We start from the raw sequence: 26,305 nt of genomic DNA on the forward strand, positions 1-26,305 counted from the left end.
GTGTGCAATCGGATTGATTAAGCTTCTTCCGCTACCTCGGCAACGACCAAATCGGATTCTTCGCTGACAACCGAATCCTCGACAGCTTGCTCCATCGGTTCAGTATCGGCCCCGGCGGCTTCTTCCGATTCAGCCTCCGATGTCGCAGCCGCTTCCATCTGCAGCTCAGAATCCGTGGACTCGGACATCGGCACATCAATTTCCACGGTCTCCTGCGATGTCCCTTCTACTGCCACCGTCTCTTCTATCGGCAGCATAGCCTGCTCGGACTCGCCGAGCTCCTTGAATTCACGCAGCGGCGGAAGTTGCGACAGGTCTCGAAGGCCGAAATGCTCCAGAAAGAATTTCGTCGTGCCGTACATGATCGGACGGCCCGGCTCCTCTTTGCGGCCCACGATTCGGACAAGCTTTCGCTCTAAGAGCGTCCGCAACACGCCTGATGTTTCGACTCCGCGGATCTGCTCGATTTCTCCGCGAACGATCGGCTGCTTGTAGGCGATGATCGCGAGAGACTCCAAGGCAGACCGTGACAACTTGGCCGGCACCTTCGCCTTGTCCATACGCTTGAGCCAGAGAGCGAACTCCGCCTTCGTGACTATCTTGTAGCCGCCGGCAATCTCGACGAGTTGCAGGCCTCGCCCTTCCTGCTCATAGTCATACCGCAGGGCAGCCAGGGCCTGCTCGACATCCTGTTTGCCAGCCCCACCGAGCAACGACACAAGCCGGGGAAAGGGAATGGGGTCGTTCGCCACAAACAACATCGCTTCGAGAATCCCCTTGAGCGTGCGTACATCCGGCACGGCCGATTCGATAGCCACCGATGCGGCTTGGTCTTCTGCGAGGGGCGTGCCGTTCATCGCGGACTCGGCAGGCGAAGCGTCACCCGTGAGATCGGACATCTCGGTTTCGGCCACGGGCTGCGGCTGCGGGGAGTCATCAGTCTGCGGCTGCACACCGATTGCCTCCTCGATCACCCGCGCGATGCTCGAACTCATACATCCCTCCATTCGGAATCTTCGGCCGGATCTCCCTCGGTCACCTCGGAAAACGCGCGTGACACAAGAATCGCACCAAACGTCTCGCCTTGAAACACTCGTACGACTCGAATCCGGATCAATTCTAACAATGCCAAGAACGTTACGATGACGACGATGCGGTGACTCGACGTTTCGAACAAGGCCGTGAAAGCGATGGAGTCATGTGTCTCCAGCGTCTCAATAATCGAGTTCATCCGGTCACGCACGGTCAGGTTGTCCGGGATGATCTCTACGAGCTTCTTGCCTGGATGTCTGGCAAGAACCCCCTGCAACGCATCCACGAGATCGAACAGCGACACGTCGTCGAGCAGGGACTCATCGTGCCGAACAGTCGGCTCCGGTCCCGACTCCCGCGCAAACACATCGCGCCAAAGCCGCTCTTTATAGTCGAGTTGGGAAGCTGCTTCCTTGAACTGCTTGTATTCGAGCAGGCGCCGAACCAATTCCTCCCGTGGGTCGGGGCCGTCTTCTTCGTCGCCTTCAGTTTCCTCGACTGGTAGCAACATTCTCGACTTGATGTGCAGCAACGTCGCGGCCATAACGAGAAACTCTCCGGCAACGGCCAGATTCAGTTCCTTCATCACCGACAGATAATCCAGATACTGCTGAGCGATCAGCGCGACCGGAATATCGTAGATGTTGATTTCGTTTTTCTTGATGAGGTGGAGGAGAAGATCGAGCGGCCCCTCGAACTTCTCGATCTTGACCTGGTAGGGAAGTTCTGTTTGGTCCATCAGGTATCAGACAAGCCCTGATAAATTTTGGATCTTATACCAGCTTATGGGGGTACGAGCAAGACCAAAACTATATGTAGGGGTCTCCCTACAGGCTATTTGGCCCTCATCCCGTAAAACAGGAGCACCAAACCGATCAACACCAACCCTGCCGTAACGGCCTGAGACCAAGGCCCCGAATCCTGGCTCCCGGGACGAGCCTGGGTGATGCGCTTGGCGCGAGCCAACAAGGGCGGCTGGGCAAACGTTGCACGCACCAGGTCATCGTCACTCTTAAATTCGCTGTCGGAGAAATCCGCTATCCCTCCAAACCGGGCTGAGGCAAAGACCGGCGGCCGATCAAACTGGGCAAACAGAAAAAAGGCCTCACGCTCGAACCGTGCGTCAGAAAAGTCGCATTTCGCCATACACCGCGCCCCGGAAAACCCGGTCCCCAGGTGAAAGCGGACCCCGGTAAAATTGGCTGGCTGCTGAAAAACGACTTCCAAGAGTTCGGACAAACCCGAAAAATCGGCGGCCTTGAACACCGCCGGCCCCCCAAATTGCGAGCGATGGAATCGAGCATGAGGCCCAAAGCGCGTGTCCGCATACATGGCTCCTTGCGTGAACCGACTTTGTACGAAGTAGCTTTCCGCATCGAATGTAGCCTTCGAGAGGTCCACCATGCCCAGATACACCGTCCGTGACAGATCCAGTTGACCCCCGAAGCGAGTCTCCGTGAGTATGACGGGGCCGGTGATGACCAAATATCCTCCCTTGAGACGGTTCATGAGCCGACCATCCACCCGAGAACGGGTCAGGACAAAAGGCCCCTGGATGACGTGGAGATCTTCTGCTTTCACCGGTTCCAAGGCCTGGCGGTCCTGGGCGGTGATGGAGGTAAGCGCCTCGAGTTTGGTCACAGGCAGTTCGTCAAAAAACACATCCCCCTTTACCACGACTCCGGAGAGATCCACCCCCTTGCCCTTCAACAGGGCCGCCATCAACTCACCAGCCGGAATGGCCCTGGCTTCCCGCTCCGCTTCGCTACAGCTACGGCTCAGATGAATCGTCAGAACGGGGCCGCTGGGATCGCTCGACCGTTCGACCGTACAGTCGGCCCACACGGCAGCAACCGGACAACCCCACAACCCGATCGCAGCGAGTAACCGAACGACCAAAGGCCAGAACCAAGCCGGAGCATGGGCACTCATCAATTGCATGGGACCTTATATAAGGAGCCCTCCCCGTCCGAAGCAAGCCGTTGGATCAATCCGACTTTACAGGCCGGCAGGCTTTGATAGACTTTTCCCTGAATGAACACCGCGTTGACCAGACATCTCGCTTGGCGCCTGTTGCTCACGGGCTACCTCACCCTGACGCTGCTCGCCATCTCCACCGTCAGTGCAACGGCAGAGTCGGTCGTGGAAGTTCCGATCTTGGCTGCGATCAAGAACAATGATCGCGGCGTCTTTGAATTGCTGTTGTTACGATGGGATCGTCAGACTTCGCCCTCGCCGATTGAACTGAGGTGGCAGGGCGGCAATGTCCGGCCAGGGATGTCAAATGTCTCCTCAATGGCGCAAGCGTTCAGGTACGCGGTTGAACACCATACCCGGGAACCTTTGACCGGCACCGTCCACACGATCGGAATCGCATACGCAGCCACCAACAGCGACGGTCCCAGCGCTGGTGCTGTAATGGCAGTGGGATTCTCGGCCCTGCTGAACGGGGATCAGATCCAGCGTGGGATCGCACTGACCGGCACGATCAGCCAGAACGGAACAATCGGCCCAGTAGGCAGCATACCGGACAAAGTTCGCGCAGCCGCCCGCGAAGGTTACAGAACCGTACTGATCCCAGAGGGACAATACTCCGATCCACGCTGGGATTTGACCAGGCTGGGCTGGGAACTGAACGTCGAAATCAAGGAAGTGGGAACGATTGACCAGGCTTACCAACTCATGACCGGGCGCACGCTCCACTAATCTCCGGCCACCGTCAGCTCACAGGTTGGTCCTGCACCGCAGGGCCAAGGCCTTCCACAATCGCGCGGTACTCCTCTTCGGTCAGCCGGTGCATACCAAGACTCAACCGACGGGCAAACTCCGCCTGCTCCGGAACACTCAAAACTTGTTGCAATAGCGCTTGGCACTCAGGTGCCGATGAGGCCCACCGGCGAACCGGCTTGACCTGTACGAACCCATAACGCGCCTCCGCCCGGAATTCATCCTTGAGCAAATCATCCAATGCAGTGAATGGCTGCACGGCCGAGACGATAGCAAATTCGGCGCAGATCCCCCCCTTGAGAACATAAACCAAGCCGTGAGACTGAGGCGTGAGGAATTTTTGCAGGTTATTTCGGATCAGATCGGTCCGCAATCCCCAGAGGCATGCCCCCATTTGAAGGTCTGCACTTTCTTGGGAGGTGCGTTCGCGCAGGGCTCCGGCGACAAAAAGAAAATGGCTCATAGGATGGTGGCATCGCACCACGACGGGGCCAGCCCCCCAACTGCCACCGCTGTGCCTTGGCACTGCAGCTTCGAAAGCCGTGGGGACAGCCCTCATCGGGGACAATAAAAGTCAGTGTATTAGGGTATGGGAAGCAGTCGCACGAAAGGTATCGTGAAACGGCCGACGCTCAGTTATTCCGATAGTCGTCCGCGTCATCGAGCAGATCTTCGGACTTCTCGAGGTAGTCGACATCATCGTCTTCGTCGTCCAACCCGAGTTCTTCTTCCATATCCTCTTCCATATCTTCCGGCATCTCGTCGAGTTCTTCGTCCGACATCTCCTCTTCGTCGTCCAAATCGACTTGATCCGGTTCGATGTCGTCCCGCACCGGCTTCGCAATGACCTTTTCCGGCTTCGGCGGTTTGGGTTCCGGCACAACGGCAGCGGCCTTCGCAACTTTCTTCGGTTTCTCGGGAACAGCCTTGGGCGCAGGAGCGGGCTTGGAAGCCTTGGCGGCTTTTGGTTTGGCAACCGACTGTTTCTTCGCCGGTTTCGCTGCAGCTTTCTTTGCGACCTTCTTGACCGGCTTCTTGGCTGCAGCCGCTTTAGGCCGCTTGGCTTTTGCGGGAGCCACTTTCTTCTTCGCGCTCTTCTTCGCCATTCGACTTCCTCCTCTGAAGTTCTCAGGCCAGCCTTGGGGGCTTCGGCGGCCACCATCTAGCATGAACCGCCGTACTCTTGCAACCACCTGGGAATTCATCACTTATTGTCGCGTTCTGCGACGACATACCGATGGGCTGCAAGGACCGGTTTGCCGCTCTGGATGTCCGAAGAAAACGAAAAACTGTGAATCCCTACAAAGCAGGCCAGGCCCTTTGTATAATACACACAGACAACGAAAGGACATTCTTCCCATGCTCACGCGGTTTGTTCGGACTCTGGTTCCCTCGCTGGCTCTCGCCGGCTTCGTGGCGTTTCCCACCTCGGCCGCGGCGCCGGTGGCGTCCGTGTTAATGGATAGCGGCTCACCCTATTACGTGCCGGCTTCGGTTACAGTGACCGCCGGTGCGGCCATTCGCTGGGACAATCCTACGCCTACTCACCACACCGTGACTCACGATGGTTGCTTCCAGGAAGACACCCGTTGCGCGTTCGACTCCGGTGCGGTTGATCCTGATGGAAGCTACACGATTCCTAGCCTCCCCCCTGGACGTTACCCGTATCAGTGCCGGATCCATCCGATCATGCGTGGCCTGATCATCGTCACGGAATCCGCCCTTATGCCGTCTCAGACATAATCAGACCGGGTCCTTCCCGGCTCAGTCACAACAGGCACCTGCGCGCCTCCTTGCAGGTGGCAGTCTCCGTCGTGTAGGCTGCTGACCCGCAGCTACCGGAAGGCGCCGCATGAAACCTGCAGCCGCAATTCAAGAGCCGCTCAATCTCTCGGGTGATGTCCTCAGGCAATGCGCTTGGCGCATTCCCGACCTCATCGCCTACCAGCACAATTTTGACGAATGGTGGCTGGCGCCGCTGGACGACGACTTCCCGATCGTGCGCCTCAATTCGGTCGGGCTCGAAATGCTGACCTCGATGAACGGACATATCACCGTCGGCGCGCTGCTCGAGAAATACGGCGACAGGGTCTGCGGACCCGACGGACAGCCCGGGACCTGGCACTTGGAACGCTGGGCCATTCCCAATTACTCGCTTTGCTATTTTGGAACGGAACCGCCCGGAGGCCATCGCCATAAGGCCAAGTGGGATCTCCTGCTTCAGCAGATCCGGGAAGGTTGGTCAGGCCAGCAGGAGTTCGAGGGCGAAGAGCATCTCGAGGATTTCCATCTCCAGGAGTTGAATGAAAGTGAGTTGGAGGACGGACACTTCGACCTCATCGAAACCACCGTTTCCCATTTGTTCCGCGAACCCTGTGAGGCCTTGGGTGGAGCGACTTATGGTCGGCTGCTCATGCGGCAGCTGAGGCGGCTCGGCTGGTTCAAACCCAAACCAAAGATCATCGTGGAAGTCGGCGGCGGGCTAGGGTACGTGGCTCGCGAGTTGGGGCAGGAACTCCTGCCGTTCGAGAAGCAAGGCATTCAATATGTCTCCCTCGACGTGACCCGGCCGTTCCTCGGACTCCAGCGGAAGCGCGCCAGGGCCGGCGGGTGGACCGTTACCGGCACCCAGGCCAATGGGGAATTCCTGCCGTTCAAAGATAATTCCGTCGATCTCATTGTCGACAACGAAAACATGGCCGACATGACCCCGGTCAAGCTCTCCCGAAAAGAGCTGATTGAAGGAAAAGGCGACACGGTCCAGCACCAGGAAGCGTTGGATTGGATCAGACGGTTGCGGCTCCCGCTCGACGCCGATTTGCCGGATGAAGTCATCTTCAATCTTGGACCGATGCGGTTTGCCGCCGAGGTTTGGCGGGTCCTCAAACCGGGGGGCAGAGCGTTTCTCACCGAATTCGGCATTGAAGAGGGTTGGCCGGCGGCGGTGAAACTCCCGCACCATACGGAATACGAGGTTCAATACAGCCACCTCCGACAGGCTGTGCGCTGGCTGGGATTCCAGGAACGCTATCTCCCGCTCCCCCAGTTCCTTCAGATCAAGCCGGACACCAAGGTACTGTGCACCGGAGCCGCTTACACCATCCAGCGATTTTGTCAGGGCCTCGGCAAACCCTTCTCCGTCCGCGCGTACACTGAAGGCGAACTGATGAAGGTACTTGGCGACATGTTGCCCAAGCTCCAAGGTTGCCACTACCACGACATCGCCGATCCAGCCTGGTTCGGCCTGATCGACTTCAAGGTGCTCCTCCTCGAAAAGCCGGGTGGTGCCCCGCAGGCCGCCTATACCGAGCAAAAGGGCGGGTTTCGCTGGTATTCGCAGCGATAAGCGGTTGAGGTAACGGGAATAGCCGATCCGGTCAGGACCGGCCTAAGTAGCCCAGCTGTATCAGCCACCACATTCCGAGGAAGAAAGTACCGGCCGTCAAGGCCAATATCGGAAAACCCCAGATGTTGAACGGGCGATCGATCTCCGCGAGATATCCCTCTCCCGATATGTAGCGCACCGGAACTTCGCTCTCGATCTCGAGCACCGAGTGGCTGTTGGAGATCGTTGTCTGGAAGCGCACGAGTTTGTTGGTGCCGGCATCTCTGAATTCGATGACCGGTTCCCCCGAATCCCCTTTCGAACGCACGACCCTGCCGACTGCCCGACGGCCTTCACGCAACAAACGCACGCGAGCCTTCACAACCAGCAGCCCGACCAGCCACACGCATGCTGTCATGCCAAGCAGCAGCCACTCAGCCATCTCGCCGACCCGAACTTCGCTCGATGGTTCCCATCATGATGAGTAGTTGTGAGCCGACGGTCTTGAGCGTCGATTCGATGACCCTGCTTACATTCATGCTGTTTGCCGTGCCAAATCCAGCAACACACCTTCGCGCAGTCCATAGTCACTGACGAGCACCGTCGTCACGCCCAGCGTGTCCATCACGGTTCTCAAGATGATCGCACCCGCGGCAATTACATCCTCGCGGTTCCTCTCCAACCCCGGAAGCCCCACGCGGCCGGACTTGGTGCGACTCAGCAATGTCGCTTCCAAGGCTTGAACTTCTGTTCGCATCAGGCGGTAGTTGTGAATCCGCGCCGGCTCGTAGGCAGACAACTGCTGCGCCATCGCCGCAAGCGCCGTAATCGTCCCGGCAGTTCCGACGAACACCGCAGCCCGATAGCCTTCCATCTCCAACACTGCAGCCCTGGTTTCCCTTGCCGCCCATTCTCTTGCCTGCTCGACTTCCTCGCTCGTGGGTGGATCGTGCTGCAATACGCGCTCGCACAAGCGGACAACGCCGATGTCGACCGATCGGACTAGCGGAGAGCGGCCGGGACGGTCGAGGATCAGCTCGGTACTTCCACCCCCGATGTCCAACGCCAGCATGTCCGTCACGCCCTTCGGCAGACCGGATCTGATTCCCAGCAGCGTCCGTCGCGCCTCTTCTTCTCCGCTGATCACCTCCACCGCCAACCCCGTCTCACGCCTGACCAGATTGACAAACTCATCCCGATTGGCGGCGTCCCGCACAGCACTGGTGGCGACTGCGACCGCCGCTTCGACTTGCGCTCGTTCGATGGCCTGGCACCACTGTTTGAGCGTCGGAATCACACGCGCCATGGCATCGGGATGAAGGGTCCGATCCCGATCGACGCCCTGGCCAAGCCGCAGGATCTTCCGCTCGGACTGAATCTCGCGCAACGAACCCGATGGCAGGAGCTCGGCGATGAGCAATCGACAGGTGAGGGTACCGATGTCGATCCCGGCAAGAATGCGCGGGAGGGGGGCACTGGAAGCGGTCATCAGCTGAACCGTCTCACTGACCCTCAAGTGAAATATCGTTCATCTCGAGCAACAATTTCGTCTTCTCTTCCTGCAGCGTGCGCACCTGCTGCATCAGACGAGCAATGTCTGGGTCTGTCACGATCCTCTCGACGGTTTCCCCACGCTCCTGCAACTCCAGGGTCCGTTCACCGATATCTCCATACAGATCGTCGAGCTGTTGATCGACCTTGCGCAATTCCAGCCGATATCGAAGCAGTTCGCCCTCTTCCAGCGCTCGAGTCGCCGCATGGGCCGTCCCGTGGCGCAACGTGACCCATCCTGCGCGTAGATCGTGTCCCAAGCGCTGCAACAACCCCATGCGTCCCTCCTTCTGCTATCCAACCACACTGAGGGCAAGCCGGTCTTGCCATCGGCGAACCAAATTGCGCTTCAAAGCCTGATGCCCAGGCTGAGACAAGGTCCCATCGCACGCCACCAGAGCAATGGCCTCTCGTCTTGCCTGTTCGAGCAAATCCGCATCCCGCACGAGATTCGCCACCTTGAACTCCGGGACGCCCCACTGGCGTAAGCCCAGTAGTTCACCCGGTCCTCGAATGCGCAAATCATCCTCGGCGATCACGAAGCCATCCGTGGATTTGACCAGTGCTTCCAACCGTTGCTGGGCGGTCGACTCCGCCCTGGGCGTTCCATCAGCCGTCACGCGGGGCCCTGCCGCGCGCAGCGGTGACGACGCCATCAGAAGGCATAGCGACTGATGAACTCCTCGCCCGACCCGGCCCCGCAACTGATGCAGCTGCGCGAGGCCGAACCGCTCCGCATGTTCGATGAGCATGACTGTCGCGTTGGCGACGTCCACCCCAACCTCAATGACGGTGGTAGCCACCAGTATCTGAATATCCCCAGCCTGGAAGGCCCTCATGGTCCGTTCCTTCTCCGCAGCCGATAACCGACCATGCAGGAGCCCGACTCGCCATTGGGGATGCTCGGCTTGAATCTGTTCCGCCCCTTGCATCGCCGCCTTGAGATCGATTTTTTCCGATTCTTCCACGAGGGGATATACGATATACGCCTGCCGCCCTAACTGGATCTGGTCCCGGACGAGTTGCCAGGCTTTGTGACGTTGGCTTTCTGCAAACAGGAACGTGCGGACCGGTTTTCTCCCAGGCGGAAGCATATCGATTACCGACACATCCAAATCACCATACACAGTCATCGCCAGCGTGCGGGGAATCGGTGTCGCCGTCATGACCAATACATCCGGCGCATAGCCCTTCTCCAGCAAGGACTTGCGCTGCAACACACCGAATTTGTGTTGTTCATCGATAACTGCCAAGCCGAGGTTTGCAAACTTCACCCGCTTCTGGATCAAGGCATGGGTCCCGATAGCGACATGCGCCTCACCCGACGCCAACTGCCTCACCTTCTCGTTCCGTTCCTTTGCTTTTCCACCTCCGGTCACAAGCACCGCCGACAAGCCGATCGTCCCCAGCAGCGACGAGAGATTCCGGAAATGCTGCTCAGCCAAAATCTCCGTCGGAACCATCAACGCTGATTGATAGCCCGAGCCGCAAGCCATCGCGATTGCCTTCAACGCCACCACGGTTTTTCCGGATCCGACATCACCCTGAACCAGCCGATTCATCGGTTGCGTCGACACCATGTCCGCCTGGATTTCGCCGAACACACGCTCCTGCGCAGGCGTCAGGCGGAAGGGCAACGCTTTTTCGAGGCTGGTGAGCAGCGGCACGTCGGCGCGAAAGCGAAATGGCTTGGGCTCATCCTTCGTCGCCCGATGCCGGAGAGCCATGGCAGTCTGCAGTACGAACAATTCTTCGAAAGCCAGCCGTCGATGGGAGGGACTCATGCCACGATCAAGCCGTGGAAGGTCCGTTTTAGGAGCCGGAAAATGCAGAAGCCGAATCGCCTCGGAAGCGGGCATCAAGCGGTACCGCGCCCGAATCTGAACCGGCAGGATTTCCTCGACCTCGGCGCCATACTCGGCCAACAGACCGTGGATCAGCCCCCGCATCTGGCGGGACGTCCAGCCCTTGGTTTCGTGGTAGACAGGCACGATCCGACCGAGATGCAGCAACTCGTCTTCGCTGCCGGTTAAGATCTCGAATTGCGCCACCTCGAGCCGAAGCTCGGTCCAGCCGCTCCTGCCCGCAATCACTCGTCCGGTCATCATGACCCGCAGGCCTTCCTTGAGCACATTTTCCAAGTACGGCTGGTTGAAAAAGGTCGTCTGTACGGTCCCGGAACCGTCGCTCAACCATACCGTCAGAAGCGCCATCCGCCGGAACCTGGCCTTACTTGCAGAGGCCTTCGTGATGGAGCCGCAGACCGTGACCGCCATCCCTGGAACGAGCTTCGCCATCGGTGTCACGACCGAGCGGTCTTCATACCTCCAGGGTGCTGTCCAGAGCGCCTCTTCGACAGTCGAAATTCCTAGTCGTTCCAGCAACTGTGTCCGCTTTGGTCCCACTCCCTTGGCAAATCGAATAGGCAAGTCCCACAAGGGTCGCCCCGCCTTCCATTGAGAAGGCGACACCGTCGCTTCTCGCTCCCCAGAGTCCGTCGGCTCTGAAGGTGCGCGTTCCGCTCCTGTCGCACCGCTCAACTCGCGCAGCAAGTCCAACGCCTTCGCAAGACGGTCTCGCTGCTCCATCGGAGACAGGCCGGTATGGAAATCGACAAACAGGTTTCGTAGGGAGAGCAAGCGAGCTTCGACCGATCGTGGGTAGACCCGCCCCCCTAATAGCTCGATCACTTGCTCGGAAATAAACCGGTCGAGATTGCGGACTGCCCCCAGATGTGCCCCTGCATCCCGGGAGGCAAACTCAATTGGACGGGTGACACGTTCCACGAAGGCGGGCAAAACATCGCTGGGGGTGGGAACGTCAGGACGTGGCATCCTGACGCGGGATCGTATCACAGCCCCTCACCCTCCTCAACGAGCGGAGAACGCTTGACTGGCATCGGACCGACGCCGGAGCAGCCTGATTTATCGACTTTTCTTGGTGCTTTTCAGACCCGATGTTAGAGTGATCCTGCGGCAACTCATCCATTGGGGCACCCATGTATCGTCGCAATATTAGACACATTCTGACTCCCCTTGCGGTGCTAATCGGAATATTCGTTCTCTACCATGCCTGGATCAAACCCCATTTCTTCCCCGATCCTCCGCCGCCGCCACCGAAAGTTGTCGTCGAGGAAACAGCCCCAGCCCCTTCAACACCAGTTGCCCCACCACCAGAAGCGGTTCAGGACGAACCGAAGCGTCCGCGCACCCTGGACCCCGTCAGCATTCCGGTTCCAAAACATTCGGAACTGCTGAGCGCCATCCATGAAGAACTCGAGAAACGAAATTTGGCCATAGCTGAAACAAAACTCAGCGAGATTCCGTCGTCTTTGATGGCGGAATCCGCCACTAAACGGCACGTTGCGATTCTTTGGAACAATTTGGGAATCTTGCAGGAACGGAACGGTGGCACCGAAGTCTCCGTGAAAGCTTTCAAGAAGGCCGTCGCCTTGGACCCTCAGAACGCGGTGGCCCATCTCAACCTGGCCCATGCCTATTGGGGACTGCGCGACCCCGGACTGACTCTAGACTTTCTCAGAACAGTGTCTGCCTTAGCGCCGGATGAGCCCTTCCCACACCTGGCCTTGGCCGACCTGCTGCAGGAAAAGGATCAGATGAAGGACGCCGCCCGTCATTTGGCTGAGGCCAAGGAGCGGATCAAAAAGGACCCAGGCCTGCAGTCATACTTGAATTCGGTGACTGCAAAGGTACAGCACACCGAAAAGATCGAGGAGAAGCTGTCCGCCCACAGCACCGTCCACTTCACCGTAAAATACGACGGCAACGAGGACCCGGCTACCTGGACGACCGTACTGGAGATTCTCGAGGAGTCTTACCGCGACATCGGGCAGAAGTTTAACCATTTTCCGACCAAACCGATCATCGTCGTGCTGCATACGAAAGATCAGTTTCAGAGTGCCACGGGAAGCCCGGGCTGGGCTGACGGATTGTTCGACCCCGTGCTCGGTCGAATCCAAATTCCAAGCCAGGGAGCGGCAACCGACCGTACCTGGTTGACACGGGTTCTGCGGCATGAGTTCGTACACGCGCTCATCCACGACGAGCTAGGCGCCAACAGCGGTACCATTCCAACCTGGCTGAACGAGGGATTGGCGATGCAACTGGCCGGGGATCAGTGGCAGGAACTGAAAGATGTCATCCACGGAGAGCAGGCGCTGATGCCGCTCACGGCTTTGGAAGGCAGCTGGGATACCCTACCGGCCGAGACTGCCAGCGTGGCCTATGCAGAAGCCAATTCGGCCACCCACTATCTGATCGATCAGTTCGGCATGCACAAGGTGCATGAGATCTTAGCCCACCTGAAGGCCCGCCAGACGATCACGGCAGCGATTCACGATAAGCTGCTGATGTCCTACGATCACTTCCAGCAGCAGTGGGCGGACAACTTCGGCGGCAAACTGCAGCAGCCGAAGTCTTAGAGTTCAACGCAGGCTGGTCTGATGGCTCTCGACACCCCGTGGGCTTGTACTGTTCCATAGCGGAAGCGTCTGGGGATGAGGCTCACTGTCCGGTTCGACCGTCGGCTCGTCGATGTGGTCCAGTTCCTCGAACGAGTCCTGCCATAGCAGTTTCCCCGATGCTCGCTCATATGTCTTCACCACCAAGTCGAATACATGCCCGATAGGTTCGCCGGCGCGAGGTGCGACTCTGGACTCATCGACCACGGCTGCCGCCTTCACCTTCTTCTTGTTGCCGGGGACGAATTGATCCTGCCACACCACACCCCCGGTGGAAGGATTGACCGCCCGGACCGAATAGAGAGTCTGCAAGGGTTTTTCCTTCTGCCCCCCGATCCGCACCGCGGACGGTTGCCGGGGGATCAGCGTGGCAGTTGTCTTCGTCATGCCACCTTGACCTTCCTTCAAGAGATTCAACTGTCCTTCCCACAAAAACCTGCCCGTTTCCGCATCGTACACGCGAAGGATGAATTTGGGCGCTCCGGCTCCATCTACACCAATCCCGCCGGCAAAGATTCGCCCTTTGTTGTTGTCATGCTCCGACACCCCTTCCTCTTTCACATTTAGTTCAAATGAGTCCTCGGAAAGGACGGCGCCGGTCTGGGCGTGGTATGTGCGAACGGTAATCATCGATGAATCGGCGGCTTGGAAGCCAAACCCCGCGGCAAGCACATCTGAATGCTCAGCCCGTGACTGTGCGATTGGGACGTCCTGATCGAGCGATGCCGTGGTCCAATCAGTAAACCGAAATGGAGAGGCGTCCGAGTCGGCGGGACAGAGCCAGACCGCCACCCAGAGTACCCACACGAACCAACCAAGAACCCCGCGCGTCGCTAGTGAAGGAGATCCACTTTGAACCTGGATTGTGTTGGGAGCGGAATCAGGCTGGTCGAGGGAATGTCGGTATTGATTCGCCACTGGTGCCTCCCTGGTGAGACGCGATTGTGGCCCGCAGGGATGTGTCTGGTAAACCACACCGTGGCCTGGGCGTTCCCCTCAAAAGTGGGAGTCAGCGCGAACGGCGGCTCATGCTCAACACCCTTCGCAACCGGTGACAAGGGCTGTTGCCGCAGCGCGTTGCCCAGGCTATAGTGCCGGCATGAACCAGACAAAGCCTCTCTTGGGTCTACTTGGGCTGCTGATCGCGATTGAAGCCGGTCTTCAGACCATCGCCCCGAGTTCAATTGAGTCCGATACGACACGCGCACTGCTCATGGGATTTTTGTTTGGAGTCCCGGCATGTCTCACCGGGGCGGTCATGTGGACGGGACGGCGATGGGCCGTGATGGCGATCGTCATGTACGGAACGATTGCGCTGGCGCTTGACTTGGCAACCCTTGTGCAGGAACTCAGCCAGTCCGCCTTGCGTGTCCCAGTCGTGGTGCTGACGGCGGGAAGCAGCCTCTGCTGTTTTTTGCTGATGTTGCTCGGTGGGCGGGCGGTGCTTACGATCGAGGACGCTGGGCCTGGAGTAGACCGCCGTCCCAATCTTCGGTCCCCTTCTTCATTCTGACCGGCTTCACATTCACATATCCCGCCCGACGGAGCCAGGCCGAAGTCGCATCGAGTGAATAGGTATTGCCTCGTTCGGTAAAGAGCAGCATCGTGACGGCAAACAGAGAGGCTTCCTCGGGATAGAGCCCTTCCCGATCGTGGAGAAACGCATCTTGGATGATGAGCCGTCCCCCTGACTTCAATGCACTCAACAGCCTTTCAAACAGCGCTTGGTTTTCCTCTGCCGAATAGATGTGCAACACGTTCGAGTACCAGATCACATCGTATTGGCCGGGTACGGGATCCCGCATGAAATCTAATGGAAGGTATGACAACCTGGCCCCGGCCTTGAGAGGCCGAGCGATTTCCTGGGCCACCTCCAGCGCCTCCGGGCGATCACACACGGTTGCTCGAAGCGCAGGATGCTCGGCAAGAAATGCGAGCGCATATGTTGCCGGACCTCCGCCCAAATCCAACAATCGCCCGGCTTTTCCAAGGTTCACTTTTTTTGCAATGGCAGCCGCCACATCGACAGACCGATGATGCATCGCCCAGGTGAACTGCCGGCGATACCCAGGCACCTCCGGCTCGTCGTGATCGAGGGGGGACCCGGTACGCACAGCCTCGGTCAGCCGGGACCAGTCATGCCATTGGCTCTTGAGCAATTCGAGATAGGCGCCGCGGTAGGCGCGATCACGTGCATTCAAGGCCGTCGCGGCGAACGGGCTATTGCGATAGCGGGGCCCCTTTTTCGTCAATAGTCCGCACATCGCCAAATTTCTGCAGAGAATCTCCAACCCGCGCTCGCTGACTTTGAGCTCAGCGGCGAGCGGAGCGACCATGCGGGCCCTTTTGCCCAATGCAGTAAATAAATCCAGTTCCAGGGCGGAAAGGATGACACGGGGCAGCCGATAGGCCGTGAGGAGGTCACGGAAGGTATCGAGGGAGGTGATAGGAGATGCGAGAATTTCCGACATGGACGGTGGCGAGTTACGAACCAAAACGGAATTGGGATTGGCACCACTGCACGGCGGCGGTGACATCATCCGCTTGTTGGAAATCGAAGTGTTTGCGGAACGTGATTGCAACATACTCGTCGTTCATTTCCGTTTCTTCCTCGAAGCCGGCCTTCAGCAGCGCCGGACGCTTTTTCGAGACCGCGGGTCCGAGGAAATACTTCGCTTGCTTGGCGACTTCATCACTTCCGAGATCCTCGGTGGTGCCATCACACATCAGACTCTTCACATCATCCATTGCGATGCCGTGCTGACAGAGCAGCACTCCATCGGGTCGCACTTCCAGCACCCACCCGTCATCGGTCAAGTCCAACGCCAATGCCCCGCCCGGATCAAGCTCATAGAAGCGAGGCACGGCAGTAACTAAACGGCTTCGAATGTCTTCCCAGCGGGAACCGGCCGCCATGCTCATTGGTTCGACTCCCGACGTGAGGCCCCCGCGTCTTCAGCCACAAGTTGCGCGCGCAACCGCTCCAGACGCTTGGTGTTCTCATCCAGCTTGGGTAGCTTATACTTGCGATCCATTTGCACGACGGATTCCATTAATTCCGAGGCCTCCCGTAAGCGACCAAGCTCCTCATAACATTGCGCAAGAACGTAGCGGGCCGCGCCGACCCGCAATTCATCGCGCCCCCGTTCGGCAATCGATTGGCTCGTGTGGCAACAAGCCATCGCATCCTCGTACCGCTTCTGTGTTGCAAAGGTCCGCCCCATCATGCGCCAAGCATCTGCCACGCCCCCTTGGTTATCAAGCCGTCGCATGAGGACGAGAGATTGTTCATAATGACGAATCGCTTCATCAAACAGGCCGGTCTCGCGGGCGACCAATCCCAAGTCCGAAAACAGAACAGCCTTCCCCATCTCGTCATGCACCCGAGTCATGATGTCCAAGGCTTCCAAGTAATAGGCGCGAGCTCGGTCCCATTCCCCTGCGTCGGCCCGGAGATTGCCAAGGTTCGCCAAGGTAGTGCCGATGCCCTTGTCGTCGCCGAGTACCTTTTGTAATTCAAGCACTTCCTGGTAGTGATTTTGCGCCGCCTCGCGCCGACCGCTCACGGCGCAGATATTGCCAAGATTGCCCAGCGTGGCGCTTAGCGCACGCTGATCACCCGTCAGACGATCACACTCCAGTGCCTTAGCGTAGCAGGCGTAGGCCTCGGTGTAGAGACCCCGGGCAAAATGCTCATTGCCTTGGCGATTAAGTTCTTCCGACAGTCCGTTACGTAGAGGCATCGTATTACGCCTGAAGCACCCGTTCAACGACCGGTTTGGCACCTGTCAAAATGCTAGCGCCATCGCCTACGAGAATCGAGTCGAAATTGTACTTGAGCAGCCGCCGCAGGCCTTCCCTGGCCTTGGCAGGATCGCTGTATTTCTCCGGTGGCAGGAGACTCAGGCTTCCCGATGGTTTACCGATCAAGGCATCGCCCACGATCAACACACCCCGTCCCTGCTGAAGAAAGAGTGCCGACTCGCCGGAAGACTTCTGGTCCTTCAGTTGAATCACCCAAATCCCGCCGGGGAGCAATTCTCCGTCACGAAAGGTCTTCGTCGGCTTCAGGTCCATTTGCGAGGCATCTGCTTCCGGCACATAGAGTTGACATTTGAACTCTCCCTGCAGGGCAGCCGCCTCCCGAATATGGTCTCTGTTTGTAATCACGATATAGTCAAGTGGGCCATTGCGCCTGATGTGGGTACCGGCCTCCGCCGTCATCGGCGGCGGATCGATCAGGATTTTATGGTCCCCGACTGAAAGGAATAGACCATTGAAATCAAGCTGTTTTTCTTCGGAAAACCATGAGTATTGCCAGACACCCGGAAGCAAAGCCTTCATTGTCTCAATCGAGTCCCTTCCCCAGTAGGAGTCGCGCCAAGAATATGTCTCACACCCCGGCTCGGAACCGTTCGGAGGCGCTCACAAACCGGCCATATTTTCCCGAACTGTTTTCGTCACCTTGGCAAGAATGCTCGCATCCTCCGTCAGATCGATAATATCGTCTTCCGGAATGGTAATGAACTTGCGGTTCTTCCCCTTCGTCAGCGAGATCAGAAACATGCTGTTCGTCGGCTTAGTCGGGATAACAACCTCGACGGCTGCATCAAGCCCCTCCACCACTTCGACAAACCGCTGCTTACCTTCAGCCCACTCGTCCATAGCGATTCCTGCTCCTACATTCCGCTCACAGCCAGTAACTTTTCGACTTCCTGTATGATGACATCCGCGCCGGCCAGTTCCATATTCCCCACCCGCTGCCAACGGATCACGCCTTTCTGATCGATCACGTATACATTGGGGATGAACTTTCCCCCACCATAGAGCTTGTCAGTGGTCTTCGATGGATCGAGCAGGTAGGGATACGTCACCTTCACTGGAAACGCACTCAAAAATTCGCCCACGTCACGCTTGGGGTTTCCGGATGAGTTTACCCCAATCACGGCTACATTTTTCCCAGCCATGGCCTCGTGAACTTTTTGCAAATTTGTCCCCTGCACCATACAGGGATCGCAGATATGGAATAGGCCAAGCACAATGACCTTGCCTTTCAGGTTATCCAATGCAACGGATTCACCTGTCATTGATGCCAAAGTAAAGGCCGGTGCAGACTCGCCCACCTTGAAGAATCCTGCCGCCAACAGGTTATCTGCGCTCCAGATTGAGGCGATAAACAACCCCAGGATGATCAGCGATCGCTTCATGGATACCTCCTTCTGCGGGATTTTCCCCCTTCGTACGACCCATCACGCGCCGTAAGACCGGCCCGTCGCCATACGCGAGGGTATCCTAGCACGCGTTTTTTTTCGGGAGCAAGGATGACAACACGAGGGAGGCAGAAGCATTGACAGACCGACGGCGGGGGAGAGCAGACGGAGCTTTATCCAGGACTGTGTAGCCAACGCGCCATAGCTCGACGCAGGCGGGCGATCGGCAAGCATCGCACGACCAACCGTTGAATCGGCTTCACAATTCGATACAGCACCCGCAATGAGGACTGTCCTCGAAACCACGCTCTGTCCCCCTGTACCACCAGTGAATCAACCCGACAGAGGGATAGCCCGAACTTCCACCGCTCAAGTGTCGAGTCTTTCAACATATAGTACAGGGCTTCCGCCTGCTCCTCGTCCACACCCTGCTCTGGACGCTTGAGCAATTGCTTGGGCATGTAACGAATCACCGTGGAGAAATCGGTATCTGAATCGATTTCCATCGCGACGATTTTAGGCAAACCGATTTCGAAAAGATTCCGAGCCAGCGCCAGTCCCAGCAACACCATTCGACGGCAGCCCCACTCATCGGCCTGAAACAGAACGCGACTCCAATCCAGCGTCTTTCGGCGCTGAACCAGCTCCGCCACGTCGCACACCCATTTCAGTTGTTCCCACCCGTGCTTCGAACCGTGCACGCAGAGCAGAATCAGGAGATCCTCCGGACACAACCCCATTACCGGTCGTGTGGGAAGATGCACCGGCTTCAGGCGGGTCCAGAACACGCCGCGATCCAGCCGAAATGCAAAATGCTGCCGGGCCATCAGCCATTGGAGATCGACAGCAACAATACCGTTTTTTTTCTGAAAAAAATTGTACGGTTCGTCAGATTCGCTGGCATGCTCATTTCGGCTGGACAATTGATACCCCTGCGCCCACAGTGCTTGCCTAGCCTGTGGAATGGACGACTGATCAACAATCAGGTCAAGGTCGGCGCACTCCCGCAAGCTCAGATCTCCATAGGCCGCTTGTGCTAAACTGACCCCTTTGAACGGAATAGCGCGCACACCTCTCGCCGCCAGTGCATCCAGCACCGCGACTAGCTCCTTCGCCAACAATGTATTCAACAGGGTGTTGGCTTGAATGTGCCTCCGCAATGCTTCATGCGTTTCCTTTGCGATTACGCCGGGGCAAATGCTCGCCAAATTCCGATAGACCAATGGGATGACACCGTGGGCCCGCGCCAGTCGCCACACCAATTCCCAATCCAGCGGCTCGGTCACCAGATCAGCCACCTCGACTCGCACAAATTCCGTGACAGTCGTTCTGGCGCATAACACCAGCAAACGCCCCTCACGAGACAGATGTGACAGTCCGGTCGCAGGAGCGATTGCACCGACAGTCAGTCTGACTCCAGGACGCTGTCGTTTCCAGAGATTGATCAAAGACACATCTTCCCGTCTCATGCTGATGCTCCGGACGAATTCGTGTGGACCTGTAAAAGAGGCGTCACCAATTGAGGCAACTCCAGCACATCCCTGCCAAAATACAGGCGGTAGCAATCTGTCATCGCAACCAAGCGACTTAAGGCGTGGAACTCCGTCTTCGCCACCACCGGATCAAATACCAACAGAGAATGGGGAAGAATGAGCTCAAGTGCCTGTTTTTTTGACAATGGCTCAAGACAACTGTATGGAGCATCGATGACTTGAGGGAATAGGATGAGCCGCGGCACACAAGGCCGACCCAGAGGCCAAGGGTAAAGTTCTTCAGCGTAAAAGTACCGCTTGGGGATACCGGGACGCAGGATCGACTGCGGCGCCTCGCGCAGTTCCGGAAAGAATTCCACTGTCCGGTCCGTGACATTGACCTTCAAGGGATAGGGCAATAGTTCGACCCCCTGTTCGGTCATTCGAAAGAAAGGATGATCGTCGGACAGGTAGCGATAGCCGGAACGCAACAGTGAGAGAAACGCGGTCGTCTTGCCCCTCCCGCTAAACCCCGGGATCAACACCCCTTTCCCATCTTTTTCCAAGGCGGTTGCGTGAAAGGTAAACAACCCACACCGCTTGGCCAGTTCGACGATCACGAAATGCACAAAACTCGCTCGAACGTCCAGGGACATTCTCTCCGGCCGAACGATCCATCCCTTGGCGGATCTGCTGCTCCCATCGATCACGATGAGGCCTTCGCCATGAAAATCGGCTATCAGCATGCCTCCATCGGCAAAGATGTCGCATTGCCAAGTCGTGGTGCCGACATCCCCCTTCGGGATACCGCTTCCTTGATACAGCCGCTTCGCTGTATCGGGAATCTGAACGGGGACCTGTTCGCGGTGATCCACAGCCGTCAAACCGACCTCCAGCAGTACTCCCTGATGGGACGCCCGACACTCGAAATAACCTAGGAGCTGGGAGGTTGCCTCAACAAGAACACATGAATCTGTGCGCAAGCGAATATTCACCCCGTGGATCGAGAGAAACACCTGATGTTCTGCATGTGTGACAAGCATCATTGCTCTCCCTGTTGCACGATATCCGAAGCTCAGCGATCCAAAATCCTCAGGGTTGGCCAGCCTGTTCAGCTGGCCAACCCCATCAATGCACCAGGCTTATTTTAGATCCTGACACACACGAGACAGCACGATCGCCGTCACATCACGCAACAACTCATGCTTCACAAGGGCCGGCTTCACATATGCAACTTTCTTCTGCTGTTCCATGATGCTCTCCTTTCAGCTCCCCAGGAGCATGAACGGGGCGAACGAGCAGGATCGATCGCCCATGATTGTTCTGCGACAGGCCCCCTACTAGTTTTCGCCACGGACGATGCGGGACACGACCAAGGCCGTCACGTCACGCAGCAACTCATGCTTCACGAGCGCTGGCTTCACGTACGCCTGCTTCTGCTGCTGTTCCATTCGTCCTCACCTCCTTTCAGTTTGAATAAGCCCCTCTTGCGTCAAGGCGGATATGAGCTCTATCAAATCACGCGTGGCCTGCTCCCCTGTCACTTCGAACCTGGCACACACTAATGACAACAAATCCTGAATTGATCGATCACCGGCGCAGTGATCCCAGATCAGAGCACCGACGGGATTCAACGTGTAATATCGTCCCGTGCTCAAATTGAGGAGCACGGCTTCACCGTCCATGTTGGTCCCATGCACATCTTCGTTCCTTTTCGGGAATACCGTTGCGAGCTCGCAAGACTGGCGGCCAAGAATTTCAGCCGGCATAGGCATCGACAACCTCCTCAGTCAAAAAATGAACGGCAACGCAGATGATCGACATGCGACATGGCGTACAACACAGTTCAAGGAGTGAAGAGTAGCGGTGAGACTGGACGGCCCACGCAAATCGCATCGCATCATTAAGAATCGAGTGACTCGGCCCAACGAGAGCGGCCTTGGATCAACCTGTCAAATGCACCGACCGTGAATGTGATGACTGCCCATGCGCCGAGGCCCACAATACCGGGCTCTTTATGTGGCAACCATTACCACTGCGACTGGTCCGAACCATCTTTTTGGGGGGGATGTCCTACGCCCACACCGACGCCGTACGGACAGATTAGCAGGCGGCCTGATGCACTCTACCTCCTCAAATCAACTGCAGGATGTTCGAGGGAACCGGTGACACGCTGTTGTTCAGAATTGCACGCAGATAGAGCGATTGTTCCCAAACAACCGTCCCGCCGAGTGGAAGAAGAAACCCTACCGGATGTCGGTCTTCACAACCTGAGAATGGGCGGAGGGGGAAGGAAAACACACGGTTACGGCAAAAGAGCGCCAGTATGGTGAAGGCTCGAGAAACTCTTTGTCCTCGAGCATCAACCATGCATGGCCCTCGAGTTTGCCGTTCAATCTGGCTACCCCACATCGGAACTGTGCAGGGAAGCCGAACTTTCGAGCGAACCAGAGGAGCGTCAGAGAGCGAGGGAAGCAGTTGCCTTTGAGATTGTATGGAAACCGATCCAGCCAGCGATCGGTATAGTACGCAGCGTCATCCATTCCTACATGATCCTGAGTGGACGCCACCGGTCCGCTGGCCAACCATCCTAATAATCGTGGCAGGCTCACCACACGCAAGGCGAGACGGATAGCTAGGATAACTAGGCCTGTTTGTGTAACGAGGCGGTATTTGCGAATGAGCCGCATACCGCTCAGTGTAGCAATCGGGACAGAGAAGTCCAGACGATCCTAGGTTCAGACCGCTGATGCAGGGGGATACGAAGGGTGCACTAGCGTGACGGTTCGAAAAGCCCCAACTGGCGCTCTTCGGCGCGGGTGAACGAGATGGGATATCGCTCGGTAAAGCAGGCGTTGCAGTACTGTTCCGGGGCACCGGGAGCTGACTTCAGCATTCCGTCGAGACTCAGATAGGCCAGGCTATCGGCCGTGATGTATTTGCGGATTTCCTGCGCCGTGTGGCTGGAAGCAATCAATTCCTTCTTGTTCGGCGTGTCGATACCATAGAAACAGGGTGAGACGATCGGCGGTGAACTGATCCGCATGTGGACTTCCTTCGCCCCTGCGTGCCGAAGCATTTTCACGATCTTCCTGCTGGTCGTGCCGCGGACCAACGAATCGTCTACCACAACCACCCGTTTGCCTCGAAGGACCTCCGGCACCGCGTTCAACTTCACTTTCACACCGAAGTGACGAATGGACTGTTCCGGTTCAATGAATGTGCGGCCCACGTAATGATTCCGGATCAGGCCCGTTTCGAAGGGGATTCCAGACCCCTCTGAGAACCCCAAGGCCGCCGGAACCCCTGAATCAGGAACGGGAATCACGATGTCCGCCTCGACCCATGACTCCTGAGCCAGTTGCCGCCCTAGAGCCTTCCGAATGGCATACACCGCGCTGCCGCCGAAAATCCTGCTGTCTGGTCTGGCAAAGTAGACGTATTCAAATACGCACATGGCAGGGTCCGTCGGCGGGAACGGCCGGTAGCTGGTGATCCCAGCATGATCCAGGACCACCAGCTCTCCCGGGTCGATCTCCCGCACATACTCCGCATCAAGCAAATCAAACGCGCAGCTCTCGGAGGCCACCAGCCAAGAATCTCGCAACCGGCCCAGGCACAGGGGCCGGAGGCCATGGGGATCCCGAGCTGCGACGAGACCCTGATCGGTCATGAGGACGATGGAAAAGGCACCGCGCACCTGACTGAGGGAATCGATGACGCGGTCCAGCAGCGTATCTGCGCGCGAATGGGCAATGAGGTGGATGATGACTTCCGTGTCCGAGGTCGACTGAAAGATCGCTCCGTAGGCTTCCAACTCGCTGCGGAGCATCGTCGCATTGATGAGATTGCCATTGTGGGCCACCGCCAAATTTCCGAAGGCAAAATTCACCGTCAGCGGTTGCACGTTCTTAAGCCCCGCGCCTCCCGCGGTGGAATATCGGTTATGGCCGATCGCCATATGTCCGGGCAATCGGGCCAATTCACGCTGCGAAAAAATGTCGGCGACCAGCCCCTGGCCCTTCTCGATATAGAACTGCTCACCGTCATTCGACACGATACCCGACGCCTCCTGCCCACGATGCTGCAGGGCATAAAGGCCGAGGTAGGCGAGATTCGCCGCTTCCTTGTGGCCGTAGATGCCGAACACGGCACACTCGTCGTGAAACTTGTCGGGCTGGTATATGGGTAATTCGTTCGGCATGATCAGTCGGGTTTCAGTCCTGGCTGAGGGCACGGGGGATCGCTCCGGCCCATCGGTCATATACGGTGTCGAGGTCAAGATCGAGTGTGCACCCTGGCGTCCGCCGATCGCCATCGACGGTAACGGTCAAACGAGCTCCTCCCACGGTTCCAATTCGAGCGGCGGAGACCCCGGCGTCCCAAGCCGCGTTAAGCACGCGATCGGCATGCTCCGGTCGCACAGACAGCAGAATCCGTGATTGGCTTTCCCCAAATAGCAGCGCGTCCCGGCGCAACCCATCAAGCGGCAATTGTATCACAGCACCGAGCCTTTCTCCTGGACCGGAGATGCAGCTCTCGGCGAGCGCGACCGCGAGGCCCCCGTCCGAACAATCGTGTGCGGACTGCACGAGTCCCTGACGTATCAGATTCAACGCGCAGGCTTGTACGGCCCGCTCTGACTCGAGGCTCAACAACGGAGGAGAGCCCTGTTCCCGGTGATGCAGCACGCGCAGATACTCTGTCCCCCCCAAATCCTCACGCGTCTTGCCCAAGAGAATGATCGCGTGACCGCTCGCTTTGAACCACTGGGTCACGGCCTGATCGGCCCGATCAATCAGCCCAACCATCCCGATCATCGGCGTCGGGTAAATGGAGAGGTCGTTCGTTTCGTTGTAAAAGCTGACGTTGCCGCTGACGATCGGTACGCTCAACGCCTCGCAGGCATCCTTCAGCCCCTCAATGGCCATGACGAATTGCCACATGATGTCCGGGCGCTGTGGGTTCCCGAAATTGAGACAGTCTGTTACGCCGATCGGCTGAGCCCCTGAACAGACCAAATTGCGCGCGCACTCGGCAATGGCAATCTTGGCGCCCTCATAAGGATTCAGCAAACAATAGCGCCCATTGCAGTCGACCGACACAGCCAGCGCCTTGTCCGTACCTTTCACACGCAACACGGCCGCATCCGAGCCAGGCCGAACGATCGTATTCGTGCGCACCATATGGTCGTACTGTTCGTAGACCCAGCGTTTGCTCGCGATGGTCGGAGATTCCAACAGCGCCAGAAGCGCGGCATTCGGATCCTTCACATCCGGCAGCGCGTCGTAATTCAGCGATTGCAGCATCTCCTGATAGGCCGGCGGGGCGCTCGGCCGATCGTATCGCGGTCCCTCGTCCGCCAGCGCCTTTGCCGGAATGTCGGCCACCACCGTGCCGCTATCCTTGACCACCACGTGCCCTGTGTCGGTCACCCGCCCGATGACCGCCGCATCAAGGTCCCATTTGCGGCAAATCGCCAGGACCGCATCTTCCTTACCAGCCTTCGCCACCATGAGCATCCGCTCCTGCGATTCGGAGAGCATGATCTCATAGGGCGTCATACCGGGTTCGCGCCGCGGCACCTCCGCCAATTCCAACTCCACGCCGGTCCCTTCGCGAGAGGCCATCTCACAAGCCGAGCTGGTCAGTCCGGCGGCGCCCATATCCTGAATGCCAACCAGCAAGTCCGTCGACATCAGTTCCAAGCAGGCTTCAAGCAACAGCTTTTCCGTGAATGGATCGCCGACCTGTACGGTGGGCCGCTTCTTTGCCGATTGCTCGTCGAACGAGTCCGACGCCATCGTGGCGCCGTGAATTCCATCGCGGCCGGTCTTCGAGCCGAAATAGATGACCGGGTTGCCGACGCCTGCCGCCTTACCACGAAAGATTCTGTCCTGCCTGGCGATTCCCAAACAAAACACGTTGACCAATGGGTTAAGCGCATAGATGTCGCTGAAGACGATCTCGCCGCCAACCGTCGGAACGCCCATACAGTTACCATAACCGGCAATTCCAGATACGACGCCTTTCAACAGTCGCCGATTCTGGGGATTGTCCAGCCCTCCGAATCGGAGAGAATCCAGCAACGCGATCGGCCTGGCTCCCATCGTGAAAATGTCCCGAAGAATCCCACCGACGCCAGTCGCCGCCCCCTGATACGGTTCGATGAACGAGGGGTGGTTGTGCGACTCCATTTTGAACACGGCACACAGACCATCGCCGATGTCCACCGCTCCGGCATTTTCCCCCGGTCCCTGCACCACGCGAGGCCCGGTCGTCGGCAGTTTCTTCAAGTGGATCCGTGAACTTTTGTAAGAGCAATGTTCCGACCACATCGCGGAAAACATGCCCAACTCGGTCCAGTTTGGATCGCGTCCGAGGATGTGCAAAATCTTTTGGTACTCCTCCTCGCTCAGTTTGTGCTGGTCGAGGATCGCCTTGGTCACTACAAGCGGTTTCGTCGTCATCGTGCCTTCTATCTGGCTAGGAATCACTGTGCAGTCGG

The 26,305-nt window shown here is 57.8% G+C and carries 27 protein-coding genes; 5 read left to right on the forward strand and 22 right to left on the reverse strand.

The features are described 5' to 3' along the window. Positions 1-17 precede the first annotated feature (17 nt). The 3 genes from scpB to KF814_17190 form a co-directional block, all read right to left on the reverse strand. Entirely contained in the window at positions 18-995 is a 978-nt protein-coding gene (gene scpB / locus KF814_17180; GenBank protein MBX3237879.1) for an SMC-Scp complex subunit ScpB, read from the reverse strand. Beyond that, entirely contained in the window at positions 992-1,771 is a 780-nt protein-coding gene (locus tag KF814_17185; protein ID MBX3237880.1) for a segregation/condensation protein A, read from the reverse strand. Before KF814_17185 ends, scpB begins: the two co-directional genes overlap by 4 nt. A 95-nt stretch (positions 1,772-1,866) precedes the next feature. Next, positions 1,867-2,973, reverse strand: a complete 1,107-nt coding sequence (locus KF814_17190; protein MBX3237881.1) for a pentapeptide repeat-containing protein — start codon at positions 2,971-2,973, stop codon at positions 1,867-1,869. A gap of 93 nt (positions 2,974-3,066) precedes the next feature. On the opposite strand from KF814_17190, the gene KF814_17195 reads away from it, so the two are divergent. Next, on the forward strand, positions 3,067-3,738 hold the full coding sequence (locus KF814_17195) for a hypothetical protein (protein MBX3237882.1): 672 nt from the start codon (positions 3,067-3,069) through the stop codon (positions 3,736-3,738). A 13-nt stretch (positions 3,739-3,751) separates the two neighbouring features. Here the strand turns inward: KF814_17195 and KF814_17200 are convergent, their stop codons facing one another. After that, positions 3,752-4,222: a hypothetical protein gene (locus KF814_17200; protein MBX3237883.1), complete on the reverse strand. Its 471-nt coding sequence runs from the start codon at positions 4,220-4,222 to the stop codon at positions 3,752-3,754. 169 nt (positions 4,223-4,391) lie between these two features. Continuing rightward, a complete protein-coding gene (locus KF814_17205) occupies positions 4,392-4,865 on the reverse strand; it encodes a hypothetical protein (GenBank protein MBX3237884.1) in 474 nt (157 codons plus the stop codon). A 253-nt stretch (positions 4,866-5,118) separates the two neighbouring features. Between KF814_17205 and KF814_17210 the strand changes: the two genes are divergently transcribed. Further along, the gene (locus tag KF814_17210; protein MBX3237885.1) at positions 5,119-5,502 is read left to right on the forward strand and encodes a cupredoxin domain-containing protein; all 384 of its coding nucleotides are present in this window, start codon (positions 5,119-5,121) and stop codon (positions 5,500-5,502) included. 109 nt (positions 5,503-5,611) lie between these two features. Continuing rightward, positions 5,612-7,105, forward strand: coding sequence for a class I SAM-dependent methyltransferase (locus KF814_17215; protein ID MBX3237886.1), 1,494 nt, complete (start codon positions 5,612-5,614; stop codon positions 7,103-7,105). A 31-nt stretch (positions 7,106-7,136) separates the two neighbouring features. Here the strand turns inward: KF814_17215 and KF814_17220 are convergent, their stop codons facing one another. The 4 genes from KF814_17220 to recG form a co-directional block, all read right to left on the reverse strand. Then, positions 7,137-7,526, reverse strand: coding sequence for a hypothetical protein (locus KF814_17220; GenBank protein ID MBX3237887.1), 390 nt, complete (start codon positions 7,524-7,526; stop codon positions 7,137-7,139). A 93-nt stretch (positions 7,527-7,619) separates the two neighbouring features. Beyond that, positions 7,620-8,573, reverse strand: a complete 954-nt coding sequence (locus KF814_17225) for a Ppx/GppA family phosphatase (GenBank protein MBX3237888.1) — start codon at positions 8,571-8,573, stop codon at positions 7,620-7,622. Positions 8,574-8,586: 13 nt separating this feature from the next. Then, a complete protein-coding gene (locus KF814_17230; protein MBX3237889.1) occupies positions 8,587-8,913 on the reverse strand; it encodes a hypothetical protein in 327 nt (108 codons plus the stop codon). Positions 8,914-8,928: 15 nt separating this feature from the next. Continuing rightward, positions 8,929-11,469 carry an ATP-dependent DNA helicase RecG gene (recG, locus tag KF814_17235; protein MBX3237890.1) on the reverse strand — a complete coding sequence of 847 codons (2,541 nt, stop codon included), beginning with the start codon at positions 11,467-11,469 and terminating at the stop codon, positions 8,929-8,931. A 164-nt stretch (positions 11,470-11,633) separates the two neighbouring features. Here recG and KF814_17240 point away from each other — a divergent pair, with 164 nt between their 5' ends. Further along, on the forward strand, positions 11,634-13,076 hold the full coding sequence (locus KF814_17240; protein MBX3237891.1) for a hypothetical protein: 1,443 nt from the start codon (positions 11,634-11,636) through the stop codon (positions 13,074-13,076). 3 nt (positions 13,077-13,079) lie between these two features. Here KF814_17240 and KF814_17245 read toward each other — a convergent pair whose 3' ends face one another. Continuing rightward, on the reverse strand, positions 13,080-13,922 hold the full coding sequence (locus KF814_17245) for a PQQ-binding-like beta-propeller repeat protein (protein ID MBX3237892.1): 843 nt from the start codon (positions 13,920-13,922) through the stop codon (positions 13,080-13,082). 292 nt (positions 13,923-14,214) lie between these two features. Here KF814_17245 and KF814_17250 point away from each other — a divergent pair, with 292 nt between their 5' ends. Continuing rightward, the gene (locus KF814_17250; protein ID MBX3237893.1) at positions 14,215-14,628 is read left to right on the forward strand and encodes a hypothetical protein; all 414 of its coding nucleotides are present in this window, start codon (positions 14,215-14,217) and stop codon (positions 14,626-14,628) included. Here KF814_17250 and KF814_17255 read toward each other — a convergent pair. The 12 genes from KF814_17255 to purL form a co-directional block, all read right to left on the reverse strand. After that, positions 14,561-15,586, reverse strand: coding sequence for a methyltransferase domain-containing protein (locus KF814_17255; protein MBX3237894.1), 1,026 nt, complete (start codon positions 15,584-15,586; stop codon positions 14,561-14,563). The genes KF814_17250 and KF814_17255 overlap by 68 nt on opposite strands. 13 nt (positions 15,587-15,599) lie before the next feature. Next, positions 15,600-16,037 carry a hypothetical protein gene (locus KF814_17260; GenBank protein MBX3237895.1) on the reverse strand — a complete coding sequence of 146 codons (438 nt, stop codon included), beginning with the start codon at positions 16,035-16,037 and terminating at the stop codon, positions 15,600-15,602. Further along, positions 16,034-16,858 carry a tetratricopeptide repeat protein gene (locus KF814_17265; GenBank protein ID MBX3237896.1) on the reverse strand — a complete coding sequence of 275 codons (825 nt, stop codon included), beginning with the start codon at positions 16,856-16,858 and terminating at the stop codon, positions 16,034-16,036. The genes KF814_17260 and KF814_17265 overlap by 4 nt, the downstream gene beginning before the upstream one ends. 4 nt (positions 16,859-16,862) lie before the next feature. Continuing rightward, on the reverse strand, positions 16,863-17,459 hold the full coding sequence (locus KF814_17270; GenBank protein MBX3237897.1) for a hypothetical protein: 597 nt from the start codon (positions 17,457-17,459) through the stop codon (positions 16,863-16,865). Between the two features lie 81 nt (positions 17,460-17,540). After that, positions 17,541-17,780: a hypothetical protein gene (locus KF814_17275; protein MBX3237898.1), complete on the reverse strand. Its 240-nt coding sequence runs from the start codon at positions 17,778-17,780 to the stop codon at positions 17,541-17,543. Positions 17,781-17,794: 14 nt separating this feature from the next. After that, positions 17,795-18,322, reverse strand: a complete 528-nt coding sequence (locus tag KF814_17280) for a TlpA family protein disulfide reductase (GenBank protein ID MBX3237899.1) — start codon at positions 18,320-18,322, stop codon at positions 17,795-17,797. 176 nt (positions 18,323-18,498) lie between these two features. After that, entirely contained in the window at positions 18,499-19,794 is a 1,296-nt protein-coding gene (locus KF814_17285) for a nucleotidyltransferase family protein (protein MBX3237900.1), read from the reverse strand. Continuing rightward, positions 19,791-20,681: a hypothetical protein gene (locus KF814_17290; GenBank protein ID MBX3237901.1), complete on the reverse strand. Its 891-nt coding sequence runs from the start codon at positions 20,679-20,681 to the stop codon at positions 19,791-19,793. The genes KF814_17285 and KF814_17290 overlap by 4 nt, the downstream gene beginning before the upstream one ends. 573 nt (positions 20,682-21,254) lie before the next feature. Next, positions 21,255-21,572, reverse strand: coding sequence for a PqqD family protein (locus KF814_17295; GenBank protein ID MBX3237902.1), 318 nt, complete (start codon positions 21,570-21,572; stop codon positions 21,255-21,257). A gap of 471 nt (positions 21,573-22,043) precedes the next feature. Further along, positions 22,044-22,487 carry a lasso peptide biosynthesis B2 protein gene (locus KF814_17300; GenBank protein MBX3237903.1) on the reverse strand — a complete coding sequence of 148 codons (444 nt, stop codon included), beginning with the start codon at positions 22,485-22,487 and terminating at the stop codon, positions 22,044-22,046. A gap of 83 nt (positions 22,488-22,570) precedes the next feature. Next, the gene (locus tag KF814_17305) at positions 22,571-24,001 is read right to left on the reverse strand and encodes an amidophosphoribosyltransferase (GenBank protein MBX3237904.1); all 1,431 of its coding nucleotides are present in this window, start codon (positions 23,999-24,001) and stop codon (positions 22,571-22,573) included. A 13-nt stretch (positions 24,002-24,014) separates the two neighbouring features. Then, positions 24,015-26,267 carry a phosphoribosylformylglycinamidine synthase subunit PurL gene (purL, locus tag KF814_17310; GenBank protein ID MBX3237905.1) on the reverse strand — a complete coding sequence of 751 codons (2,253 nt, stop codon included), beginning with the start codon at positions 26,265-26,267 and terminating at the stop codon, positions 24,015-24,017. Between the last annotated feature and the right edge of the window lie 38 nt (positions 26,268-26,305).

The sequence above is a fragment of the Nitrospiraceae bacterium genome (assembly GCA_019637075.1).
Classification (GTDB): Bacteria; Nitrospirota; Nitrospiria; order Nitrospirales; family Nitrospiraceae; genus JAHBWI01.